Origin of the sequence: Streptomyces chiangmaiensis, assembly GCF_036281785.1 — a bacterium.
Lineage (GTDB): Bacteria > Actinomycetota > Actinomycetes > Streptomycetales > Streptomycetaceae > Streptomyces > Streptomyces chiangmaiensis.
Genome location: NZ_JAYWVC010000245.1, coordinates 1 through 10,825, shown reverse-complemented (window position 1 = coordinate 10,825; position 10,825 = coordinate 1). Strand labels below are relative to the sequence as shown.

Annotated in this window: 8 protein-coding genes and 5 pseudogenes; 12 read left to right on the top strand and 1 reads right to left on the bottom strand. The window is 71.0% G+C overall.

Going from position 1 to position 10,825, the window contains the following annotated elements; translation table 11 throughout:
• The 10 genes and pseudogenes from VXC91_RS38120 to VXC91_RS38080 form a co-directional block, all read left to right on the top strand.
• Nucleotides 1-349: pseudogene (locus VXC91_RS38120) on the top strand (potassium-transporting ATPase subunit B); the annotation flags it as partial.
• 90 nt (nucleotides 350-439) lie between these two features.
• Complete coding sequence (locus VXC91_RS38115; RefSeq protein ID WP_329511934.1) at nucleotides 440-973, top strand: potassium-transporting ATPase subunit C; 534 nt, start codon at nucleotides 440-442, stop codon at nucleotides 971-973.
• Between the two features lie 57 nt (nucleotides 974-1,030).
• Complete coding sequence (locus VXC91_RS38110) at nucleotides 1,031-1,486, top strand: hypothetical protein (RefSeq protein ID WP_329511933.1); 456 nt, start codon at nucleotides 1,031-1,033, stop codon at nucleotides 1,484-1,486.
• Nucleotides 1,477-2,988: pseudogene (locus tag VXC91_RS38105) on the top strand (ATP-binding protein); the annotation flags it as partial. The gene VXC91_RS38110 and the pseudogene VXC91_RS38105, both read left to right, overlap by 10 nt.
• Before the next feature lie 38 nt (nucleotides 2,989-3,026).
• A pseudogene (locus VXC91_RS47260) lies at nucleotides 3,027-3,302 on the top strand (response regulator); the annotation flags it as partial.
• An 18-nt stretch (nucleotides 3,303-3,320) separates the two neighbouring features.
• Nucleotides 3,321-3,725, top strand: coding sequence for a response regulator transcription factor (locus tag VXC91_RS38100; protein WP_329511932.1), 405 nt, complete (start codon nucleotides 3,321-3,323; stop codon nucleotides 3,723-3,725).
• 316 nt (nucleotides 3,726-4,041) lie between these two features.
• Nucleotides 4,042-4,731: a response regulator gene (locus VXC91_RS38095; RefSeq protein WP_329511931.1), complete on the top strand. Its 690-nt coding sequence runs from the start codon at nucleotides 4,042-4,044 to the stop codon at nucleotides 4,729-4,731.
• A gap of 235 nt (nucleotides 4,732-4,966) precedes the next feature.
• Nucleotides 4,967-5,683 carry a FadR/GntR family transcriptional regulator gene (locus tag VXC91_RS38090; protein ID WP_329511930.1) on the top strand — a complete coding sequence of 239 codons (717 nt, stop codon included), beginning with the start codon at nucleotides 4,967-4,969 and terminating at the stop codon, nucleotides 5,681-5,683.
• Nucleotides 5,684-5,712: 29 nt separating this feature from the next.
• Nucleotides 5,713-7,074 carry a hypothetical protein gene (locus VXC91_RS38085; RefSeq protein ID WP_329511929.1) on the top strand — a complete coding sequence of 454 codons (1,362 nt, stop codon included), beginning with the start codon at nucleotides 5,713-5,715 and terminating at the stop codon, nucleotides 7,072-7,074.
• On the top strand, nucleotides 7,071-8,930 hold the full coding sequence (locus tag VXC91_RS38080; protein WP_329511928.1) for a GMC family oxidoreductase: 1,860 nt from the start codon (nucleotides 7,071-7,073) through the stop codon (nucleotides 8,928-8,930). Before VXC91_RS38085 ends, VXC91_RS38080 begins: the two co-directional genes overlap by 4 nt.
• A gap of 90 nt (nucleotides 8,931-9,020) precedes the next feature.
• Here VXC91_RS38080 and VXC91_RS47255 read toward each other — a convergent pair.
• Nucleotides 9,021-9,074 (bottom strand): annotated as a pseudogene (locus tag VXC91_RS47255) (hypothetical protein); the annotation flags it as partial.
• A gap of 60 nt (nucleotides 9,075-9,134) precedes the next feature.
• On the opposite strand from VXC91_RS47255, the gene VXC91_RS47250 reads away from it, so the two are divergent.
• Nucleotides 9,135-9,464: a hypothetical protein gene (locus tag VXC91_RS47250; protein ID WP_408057579.1), complete on the top strand. Its 330-nt coding sequence runs from the start codon at nucleotides 9,135-9,137 to the stop codon at nucleotides 9,462-9,464.
• Between the two features lie 180 nt (nucleotides 9,465-9,644).
• Nucleotides 9,645-10,787, top strand: a pseudogene (locus tag VXC91_RS38070) (dolichyl-phosphate-mannose--protein mannosyltransferase); the annotation flags it as partial.
• Nucleotides 10,788-10,825: the final 38 nt, after the last annotated feature.

Below are 10,825 nucleotides of genomic sequence, written 5' to 3'. Positions count from 1 at the left end.
GTTGCTGATCACCCGCGGTGCCCTGACGACGTTCTCCATCGCCAACGACGTCGCCAAGTACTTCGCGATCATCCCGGCGCTGTTTCTCACGACGTTCCCGCAGATGGACGCGTTCAACATCATGGGCCTGCACAGCCCGACCTCGGCGGTGCTGTCCGCGGTGATCTTCAACGCGTTGGTGATCGTCGCGCTGATCCCGCTGGGCCTGCGCGGCGTGCGGTTCCGGGCGACCGGCGCGACGGCGATCCTTCGCCGCAACGTACTGATCTACGGCGTCGGAGGGCTGATCGTCCCGTTCATCGGGATCAAGCTCATCGACCTGATCCTGACCGCCCTGCATGCCTACTGAGATCCGCATGCCCAACAACCGCACCTCAATAACCGCACTGCCCGAGTCGCGCACACCGCGGGGCCGGATGGGATTCGTCATGGAGTTGTCATGCTGTGGGTGAACTTGCGGCGGGGCCTGATCGTCTCGGCCATCTTCTTCGTCCTTCTCGGACTGGCCTATCCGCTGGCCACGACCGGTATCGGGCAGGCACTGTTCCACGACCAGGCCAACGGCTCGCTCGGCAAGAACGGATCGACCCTGGTCGGGCAGCAGTGGAAGGGAGCGCAGTGGTTCCAGGGCCGTCCCGACGGCGGTGACCCGACCGCGACCGGAGGATCCAACCTCGGTCCCCGCTCGAAGGAATTGCTCGACACCTACAAGAAACGGGCCGCCGCCCTGGAGAGGCAGGGCATCAAGCCCACCCCTGACCTGGTCGCCGCCTCCGGCAGCGGGATCGACCCCGACATCAGCCCCGCGGCCGCCTATGCCCAGGTCGACACGGTCGCGGCGGCCCGCCACGTGCCCGACGACCGGGTGCACGCACTGGTCGCTGCCCATGTGCACGGGCCCCAGTGGGGGTTCCTCGGCGCGCCCCACGTCAACGTCCTCGAGCTCAACGAGGCGCTGACCGGACTCCAGTAGAGCCGAATGCCGATGTCCACAGACAGTCCGCAACGGGCCGCACCGTTTGGAGACCGCATGTCCCACCCGGCTGACGCATCGATGCCGCAGCGAGGCTGTGACGTACCGGTCGCCGCCGCGGAACGGTTCCGCGTCTGTCTGGGCATGGCGTCCAGGGTGGGCAAGACCGTCGCGATGCTCGACGAAGCCGCGCGCCGGGCCGCCCGCCGACGCGATGTCGTGGCCGGGATCGTGGAGACCCACGACCGCCCGGCCGACATCGTGGAGGCCATCACCGGCACCCGGCTGCACCTGCTCGCGGGCGCCTCCACCCTCCGACGCCTCGCCCGACTCGCGGGCGAGGCGGGCATCGACGTGCACATCATCGCCCGCTCCACGATCTCGGCAGCCGCCGGCCCGCACTCCGGCCAGGCGTGGCCGGAGGGGAGCGCCGTGCCGACGTACGCGCCTGACCAGGGCGAATCAGCGGCGACGGTCCGGTGGCAGGATGGCTGGTGGAACAAATGTCGATGACCGGCCGCCGTATCCGGCACCCGAGAGGAGCCCTCACGACCGAGACCGCGCGCCGCAAGCTGGCCGGGTCGCTGGCCGCCCTGGCCTGCATGGCCGTGCTCACCCTCGCGATGCTGCCGTTGCGACCGCACCTGAGCATCGCGACCACGGCCCTGGTGCTGGTCGTGCCGGTCGTCGTCGGCGTCACCGTAGGCGGTTTCTTCGCGGGCGTGCTCAGTACCGTCTGCGGCTTCCTGGTCTACGACTTCTTCTTCATTCCGCCCTATCTGACCCTGGACGTCGGCGCGAACGAGAACTGGACGGCGCTGGGCATCTACGTGGTCGTCATGCTGCCCGTCGCCCGGGTCGTCGCGGGCATGAACGCGGCCAGGGCGGCGGCCCGGCAACGTGGCCTGCTGGTGCGGCGACTGTTCGACCTGTCCACCCAGCTCGTCCAGGACCGGCCGCTGCCCGAGCTGCTCCGCGTCATCGTGAACGCCCTGGCCGATGTCCTCGACGCCGGCCATGTCGCGCTGCTGCTTCCCGTCGGTGATGAGCTCCGCGTCGCCGCCACCGCCGGCGCGGACCTCGACCCGATCGAGTTCCAGCGGCTTCATCCCAAGCCCGGACAGGTCACCAACCTCGACCTGCTGGCCGCACCGACCGGTCAGGGGCGCAAGGGCGAGCCGGTGCAGCTGGCACTCGTGGCCGCCGGACGCCCCATCGGCATGCTGGCGATCACCGGCGTCACGATCACCGAGGAGCAGCGCGAGCCGCTGCTCCTGTTCGCCAACCAGATCGCACTCGCCGTCGAACGGGCCCAGCTGCGGGAAGAGGCGCTGCGCGCACAGCTGACCCACGAGGTCGAGCAGCTCGCCCGCACCCTGGTGGCCGCCGTCTCGCACGACCTGCGCAGCCCACTGGCATCGATCAAGGCGTCCTCCTCGGTGCTCGCCGACGCCGACCTCGCCCCGGCCCTGGACGACACCGCCCGGGGAGAGCTGGCCCGGCTCGTCGACACTCAGACGGACCGACTCGCGGCCCTGGTCACCAATCTTCTCGACATGAGCCGGGTCCAGGCCGGTGTCCTGCAACCGCGTACCAGCCTGACCACCGCGAGCGAACTCGTCACCACCGTCCTGCGGGACCTGCCCGGTCCTCCGCCACGGCAGATCGTCGCCGACATCGAAGCGGACCTGCCGCTCCTCGACGTCGACACCGTCCTCATCGGCCGGGTGCTCACCAACCTTCTCGACAACGCCGCGCGCTACGCCCCGCCCGGCACGCCCATCACCGTCCATGCCTTCCAGGACAACCCGGCCACCGTGACCGTGTCGGTCGCCGATCGGGGCCCCGGCATCCCGCCGAGCCGGCGGGACGAGGTCTTCGGCTTCTTCTTCCGCCGCGAGAACGACACCGGGACCGGACTCGGACTGGCCATCGCGAAGATCTTCATCGAAGCCCACCACCAGAGAATCTGGGCCGACCAGAACCCCGGCGGCGGCGCCCGCTTCACCTTCACCCTGCCGGCCGCGACCGGCCTGTCCGAGGAGAACACACCGTGGCCACCGTCCTCATCGTCGATGACGACATCGCGCTGCTCGCCGCCTGCCGAGTCGGCCTCGAAGCCCTGGGCCACCAGGTCCGCACCGCCGAAACCGGCCAGGACGGCCTCGCCGACGCCGCCGTCCACGCCCCCGACGTCATCGTGCTCGACCTCGGACTGCCCGACCTCGACGGACTCGACGTCTGCACCCGTATCCGCACCTGGACCGACCGGCCCATCATCATCCTGTCCGCCGACAGCTCCGAAGACCGCAAGGTCGACGCCCTCGACAACGGCGCGGACGACTACATGACCAAGCCCTTCGGCATGCGTGAACTCGACGCCCGGCTCCGCGTCGCGTTGCGCCACCACGCCGCCGACGCCGATACCGGCCACCAGACCGAGCTCACCGCCGGTCCGCTCACCCTCGACCTGGTCCACTACCAGGCCACCTACCACGACGAACCGCTGGACCTCACCCCCAAGGAATTCGACGTCCTCGCCTACCTCGCCCGGCACGTCGGCAAGGTCTGCACCCGCCGCATGATCCTGGAGAACGTCTGGGGCCCCGCCTACGCCAACGAACAGCACTACCTGAAGGTCTACGCCTACCGCATCCGCAAGAAGCTGCACGACGAAGCCGGCCGGTTCCTGCAGAACGACCCCTCCGTCGGCTACCGGCTCTCCATCGAACCCGCTTCCACCTCCGGCTGACACCACCGGATCGCCCCCAACGCGCCTGGGGCACCCACCTCCTCACTGCGGCACACCTGCGCGACAGCACGGCCGACCAGGTCGGGTAGCGGGGCGGACTCCTGGCGGGCCCGCAGCCGGGTGGCCAAGGTCTTCGCGTCCTCGCCGGCCGGGCGGCCGGCACGCCGGCAGCGGGCCTCGCCGAGGCCAGGAGCGCAACGCTCGATCCTGAACCTCCGGAGGCGGACCGCCCATGGCCCTCGCCCTTCCCGCCACCGGTGAACCGGGAGTTCCCCGGGGAGTTGCCGAGAGAGTCCACAGACGAAATGACGCCACAATGACCCGCATCCTGGTCGTCGACGACGAACCGCAAACGCTCAAGGACCTGCAGATCAGTCTCCAGGCCGACCGCTACACAGTGGACATCGCGGCCGACGGCCGTCAGGCGCTGGTGGAGGCCATCAGCAGCCCGCCCGACGCCGTCATCCTCGGCCTCGGGCTGCCGCACATCGAAGGCCACCGGGTGATCCAGGCCCTGCGCGCCTGGAGTCAGGTACCGATCATCATCCTCTCCACGCGGTCCGACGCCGACGAGAAGGTGGCCGCCCTCGATGCGGGAGCCGACGACTACGTCACCAAGCCCTTCGCGATGAAGGAACTCCTCGCCCGTCTGCGGGCGGTGCTGCGCCGACGGTCCACGGAGGAGCCCTCCCCCATCATCGCCCACATCGGCGAGTGGACGATCGACCTGGACAGCTCCACCGTCCGTCGCGCTGACGGCGACGGCGACCGGCTGCGGCTCACCCCGACCGAATGGAGCATCCTCGAAATTCTGCTCCGCCACCCCCCGGGCGAGTTGGTGACCAGCCGGCAGATCCTGCGGCACGTCTGGGGGCCGGGACACGAGCACAAGACGCACTACCTGCGCATCTACTTCGCGAGCCTGCGGCGGAAGTTGGAGCCCGATCCTGCCAGCCCCCGCCACCTTCTCACCGAGCCCGGCATGGGCTACCGCTTCGAACCGTGACGCCATGCGGGGACGGCAGCCGCGCCCACCGGCCCGGCCGGCAGGACCGCGGTCGTGCGGTGTGCAGCGGCGGCAGCGGGAGCCCGGCCGGATCACCTCACCACTCCGCCGGGCCGGCTGAGCACCCGATACGTCCCACAGGCCGTACGGTCCGCCATCGAGCGGTATTGACGGTGTGTCATGGACGGTGGTTCAGTGACTCATCCACTGAACCACTGAGTCGTTGGGGGCCGGGGTGGAAGCACTGCCACGCGAGACGATCGTCGACGTGCTGGAGAACCGACTGCGCGAGGACATCCTCGCCGGGCGTCATCCGGCGGGGAGTTATCTGCCGCCCGAGCGCGAACTCGCCGACGGATTCGGTGTCACCCGCACCACGCTCAAGCACGCCTTCGGCCGGCTGGTGCACGCCGGTCTGCTGGAGACGCGTCATGGAGTGGGCACCCGGGTACGGGACTTCCTGCGCCTGGGCGGCGCGGATCTGCTGCCGATGCTGGTGCGTCACAGCCCCGACTGGATCGGTGAGATCTTCGAAGTACGCCGCAGCATCGGTGCGTTGATCGCGGAACGCGCGGCAGCCCGCGCCACCAAGGCACAGATCGCCGAACTTCGCCGACTGCTGGCGTCCGTCGGGGACGCGGCGGGCGGCGAGCCCGTGCAACTGGCGGACGTGGAGGTGCATCGGGCCCTGGCCCGTGCCACGGGCAACCGGGTGTACGTCCTGCTGACCAACACGCTGTTCAACGCATACCTCCCGGTGCGCGCGGCGCTGGTCGGACCCTTCGAGGATCCCCGGGCCGCTCATGACCGTCTCGCACCGGTCGTCGAGGCCGTGGCCGCCGGGGACCAGCAGGCGGCGCGCACCGCCGCGGGCGACTATCTGTCAGCGACGGAGCGCATCATGCTCGAAGGGCTGGCACGCGCGCGGGGACGCCGGGACGGTGCCCTGTGATCTCGCGCGGGACGGTGTTCAAGGAGACGATGCTGGGTCGTGTGCACCTGGCCGACGAGGACGGGAACCGCCCTGTGCGGCTCGACCTCCTGGTCCGCGCCGACTCCGTGCTGCTGCCCCACCGTACGACGCCTGCCCGGGTGACCGGACGGGTACGGATAGCGGGACGGGCCGACGACGCCGAAGCCGTGGGTGAGTTGGAGATATCGCCCCTGGCGCGCCGCAGGATCCACTACCGGATCACCTTCGCCATGGAAGGCCGGCGCCTCACGCTGGACGGCTGGAAGTCGGTGTCGCCCAAGCGTCCCCTCGCATCGATGACCGTCCTGCCGTACACCCTGTACGAGGACGGCGACCGCGTGGGAGAGGGCACCCTGCGCTTCCCGCTCACCACCGGCCTGCTGCCCTTCCTCGCGAGTTTCCGGTTCCCCCGTGCGGCCGCGTCCCCCGCCGACCGGCATCTGGCGCCGCGCTGGGAGGGCACACCGGGGCGGACCGAAGTCTGGTACACGACCCTGACCGACCCGGCGACCGACAGCGGGATCTGGCTGCACCACGAAGTGGTGGCGCCCTCCGACGGTTCCGGCGCCTATGCGCACGGCTGGGCCGCCGTCTTCCCCAAGGACGGCCCCGTCGAGCACGCACGGTTCGGCCCCGTTCCCTGGACGGGGCATCCGGAGGGCTTCTCCGCCGGGGGCATCTGTGCCGGTCCCGGCCGGCTCGCCGGTTCCGCCGGGACGTTCGCCTGGGAGCTCACCGAGCAGCCCGAAGGTCCGCCGCTCCACACCTTCCCCCGCTGGTCCTGGCGACGCCCGTGGCTCCCGGCCTCCCACATGCTCCCCGCCGTCCGTGCCCGCTACAGCGGGACCGTCCGCCACGGCACCGACGAGTTGCGGCTGGACGGCGTTCCGGGAGCCGGCGCGCGCATCTACGGCCACGGCAACGCCCGGCGCTGGGCCTGGCTCCACGCGGATCTGGGCGGCGGCGACGTCCTGGAGATCGTCGCCGCGGTGTCGATGCGACGCGGCCTCGACAGGCTGCCGCCCTTGGTCTTCCTGCGCCTGTACCGAAACGGCCGCACCTGGCCCCGGCGCGTGGAACGTTCCGCCGTGGGATGGGCGGGCATCGGACGGTTCCGCGCGGTCATCTCTCTGCCCGAGTGGCGGGTCGAGGGCAGGGCGGGCCTGAGCCGCATCAGGGTGACGGTGACCCAGCCGCCGGAACAGACGCTGACTCTGGACTACACCGACCCGGACGACTCCGCCGCGGTCTGCCGCAACAGCGAAAGGGCGGACGCGGTGGTGCACCTGGAGCGCTGGTGGGGCAGGTGGCGGCAGGAGGCCGAATGGCGGCTGTCGGGCACCGCCCATGCGGAGGTCGGCGACCGATGACTTCTCGAAGTGCCGCCGCCCTGACGGGACTCACCGCCGCCCTGCTCGCGGACGACGGCACGGCCGCTTGGACCAGGGCCGTGCCGCGCAGGGTGGAAACGCTGCTCGACGCCATGCCCGCACCGGCTCGGACGGCGGTGCGCGGCGCGGCGGTTGCCATCGACGCCTACGCCGTGGCCCGCACGGGCAGGCGGCTGTCCGCCCTCGCCCCGGCCGAACGGGAAAGGGTCGTGGCGTCTCTGGCCTCCCGCAGGGCCCTGCTGCCGCTCCTGGACGCGGTCAAGGTGCCGCTGCTGCTGGCGGCCGGCACCGAACGGACGCTGCACCACGGCCCCGCGGGCTCGCTGCCCGCCCTCGACGATCCGCCGCTCGACTGCACGCCCTCCCGCGAGTGGCCCACGCGCTCGAGAGCCGACGCCGTCGTCGTCGGATCGGGCGCCGGAGGGGCCATGGCCGCCCGGACACTCGCTCGCGCCGGGATGGGTGTCGTCGTCCTCGAGGAGGGCGAACACCACACCACCGCGTCGTTCCGGCGCCGAGCCCCGCTCGACCGCTTCACCGACCTGTACCGGGACGGCGGCGCGACGATCGCCCTCGGCAACCCCCCGCTGGTCCTGCCCGTGGGACGCGCGGTCGGCGGCACCACCGTCGTCAACTCCGGAACGTGTTACCGCACACCGGACCATGTCCTCACCCGCTGGCTGGACCACCACGGATTCGCGGCCGCCGAAGACTTCGACATCCACCTCGACGAGGTCGAACGCACCCTCCGGGTGGCACCCCAGCCACTGGAGGTCCTCGGGAACAACGGGCTGCTCGCACTTTCCGGAGCGAAGGAACTCGGCTGGGCCGCGGCGCCCCTGCGTCGCAACGCCCCGGGCTGCAAAGGCTCTTGCCAGTGCGTCGTCGGCTGCCCCACCGGCGCCAAACAGAGCGTCCAGCTGTCCGTGCTTCCCGAGGCCTGCGCGGCCGGGACCCGCATCGTGACGGGCGCACACGTCCGTCGGATCCTCATCGACCGCGACCGGCCGGGCGGCCCACGGGCTGCCGGGGTGCTGGTGCGCCGCCCGGACGGCAGCGAACTGGAGATCCTCAGCCCCCTGGTCGTGGTCGCCGCCGGAGCCCTTCAGACCCCGCCGCTGCTGCGCCGATCCGGCCTCGGAGGACACCCGCGGCTGGGCCGCAACCTCAGCGTGCATCCGGCCACCAGCGTCGCGGGCCGCTTCAGCCGCCCCGTCACCGGTTGGAAGGGTGTCCTGCAGAGCGTCGGGGTGGAGCACCTGCGCGACGACGGCATCCTGATCGAAGCGACCTCGGCGCCCCCGGGCATGAGTTCGTTCGTGCTGCCGGGCGTCGGACGCGAACTGCGCCGCGAACTGGAACGGACCGAACACCTGGCGACGCTGGGCGCCATGATCGCCGACCGTCCCGCCGGTCGCGTCCTCGGGCAGGACCGGACATTCCTGCGCTACGACCTGACCCCGCGCGACGCCGGCCGCCTCCTCCGGGCCCAACGGGCCATGGGGCGCCTGCTGTTCGCGGCTGGCGCCGAGGAGGTGCTGACCGGCGTCCCCCAGGCGCCGCGCGCTCGCACTCCGGCTCAGCTGGAGGCGGTGCTGGACACGGTGTCGGCGCGGCACCTGCATGTCTCCGCATTTCACCCCACGGGTACGGCGGCCGGAGGTGCCGACCCCGAGCGGTCACCGGCGGACCCGGACGGGCGCCTCCGCGGTGTGCACGGCGTGCTGATCGGTGACGGCTCCGTGCTGCCCAGCTGTCCGGAGGTGAATCCGCAGTTGAGCGTCATGGCGGCCGCCCTGGCCGTCGCCGAGCGTTGCGTGACCGAGGTGTCGTGAACAGAGGCGGCGGGTTCGGCGATGACCTGGGGCCCGGCACGGCTCGGGGGAGCACCGGCAGCCCAGCCGCCGGCCCCGGAGGGCGGGGAGCGGGCGGAGCAGATCGGGGCGGCCGAGCAGTTGGGCGCGGTACTTCTCGATCACCTCCTCACGCGTGCCGTCTCGGCCGGCCGGAACGCACTTGCCGGCGGCCCGCAGTGCGACATGCTCACCACCTGGCCGCGGGTGGTCAACCCGCGCAACACCGGCGCCCCGAAGGCCACCGTCACCGACTTCGACCAGAACACCTACGTCCCGGGCGGCTTCGATCGTGCCCTGTCCGTGGACACGATCGGACAGCACTTCGTGCCGCCCGCCCGCGGCCAGGGCGCTGAGCGCAAGCTCGTCGTGGCCCTGCACGGCCGACAGTCAGGGACACCGCGACCGGCCCGTGCCCCTCGCACATTCAGGCTAAAATCTGCGCCGGATCGGGGACGGCGGCGCAACGGCCCGTCGAATGAGCCTGACGCGTCCTGCTTCCCGGGCCGTCGATGAGAGGTGTGGCAAGTGGGGGACCGCAAGGCGCCTCAGGGGCCGCTCCACTCGGACAATGCCGCAGTTTCCACCCGTACGTCGGATGACGGCCGTGTCGGTGCGGGCTCGAGCGGCACGAAGTACGGCGGCGGTGAGGGCACACCGGCGGCTACGGGCGCGGACGTAAGGCGGCCGGACCGTCTGCGGTTCCGGTTTCCCCGCGTGCCGCCGGCTCGTACGGGGACGGGAGACCGTCTGGTACCGGACTTCCCCCCGCCGCCCGCCCATCTGTGGCGGGTTCTGGGCTGTCCGGCGGGCCTCGCTCACCGCGGCGCGAGGGCGACGGGCTGGCTGGGCCCGGTGCTGGTGGCCGCCGTCGCGGGAGCGATCCGCTTCTGGCGGCTCGGCCGACCCCACGACCTCATGTTCGACGAGACGTACTACGCCAAGGACGCCTGGGCCCAACTGCAGCTCGGCTACGAGGGTGTGTGGCCGGACCGCAAGATCGCCGATCCGAAGGTACTCGCCGACCCCCAGGTCATTCCTCTGTCCGACACCGGGTCGTTCGTCGCCCATCCGCCCATGGGCAAGTGGGTCATTGCCGTCGGTGAGTGGTTGTTCGGCCTCGATCCGTTCGGCTGGCGCTTCATGACAGCCGTCCTCGGCGCGCTGTCCGTTCTGCTGCTGTGCCGCATCGGACGCCGTCTGTTCCGTTCGACGTTCCTCGGGTGCCTGGCCGGGCTGCTGATGGCGGTGGACGGCCTGCACTACGTGATGAGTCGCAGCGCACTGCTGGATCTCGTCGTCATGTTCTTCGTCCTGGCCGCCTTCGGCTGCCTCCTGATCGACCGTGACCGGACCAGGGAGCGGCTGGTCCGGATGCTGCCGAGGAGCGACACCGGTGTCGTACGGCCGGACGAGGGCATCGGCGCGCGAGCGGGCATGGGGTGGCGGCCCTGGCGGCTCGCTGCCGGCGTGCTCCTGGGCCTGGCGAGCGCGACCAAGTGGAACGGTCTGTATTTCCTGGTGTTCTTCGGGGCGATGACCCTGCTGTGGGATGTCGCAGCCCGACGTGTGGTGGGAGCGCGGTACCCCTACCGTGCGGTACTGCGGAGGGATCTCGGCTGGTCCGTGGCCTCCCTCGCCCCTGTCGCCGTGATGACGTACCTGGCGACATGGACCGGCTGGTTCCTGTCGGACAAGGGACATGGCCGGCACTGGGCCGACGGCCGGGGCGGCACATGGGCGTGGATTCCCTCGCCGCTGCGCAGCCTGTGGCACTACGAACATCAGGTCTACCAGTTCAACATCGGGCTGCATACGCCCCACAGGTACCAGTCAAACCGTTCCTGATCAGTGAGCAGGGGTGAGTCTTGGACCCG

Bases quoted from the DNA above. Each gene is read 5' to 3' on its own strand.
- VXC91_RS38080 (WP_329511928.1), top strand. From the start codon at position 7,071: ATGACTTCTCGAAGTGCCGCCGCCCTGACGGGACTCACCGCCGCCCTG.
- VXC91_RS47250 (WP_408057579.1), top strand. From the start codon at position 9,135: ATGCTCACCACCTGGCCGCGGGTGGTCAACCCGCGCAACACCGGCGCC.
- VXC91_RS38085 (WP_329511929.1), top strand. From the start codon at position 5,713: ATGCTGGGTCGTGTGCACCTGGCCGACGAGGACGGGAACCGCCCTGTG.
- VXC91_RS38115 (WP_329511934.1), top strand. From the start codon at position 440: ATGCTGTGGGTGAACTTGCGGCGGGGCCTGATCGTCTCGGCCATCTTC.
- VXC91_RS38100 (WP_329511932.1), top strand. From the start codon at position 3,321: ATGACCAAGCCCTTCGGCATGCGTGAACTCGACGCCCGGCTCCGCGTC.
- VXC91_RS38110 (WP_329511933.1), top strand. From the start codon at position 1,031: ATGTCCCACCCGGCTGACGCATCGATGCCGCAGCGAGGCTGTGACGTA.
- VXC91_RS38095 (WP_329511931.1), top strand. From the start codon at position 4,042: ATGACCCGCATCCTGGTCGTCGACGACGAACCGCAAACGCTCAAGGAC.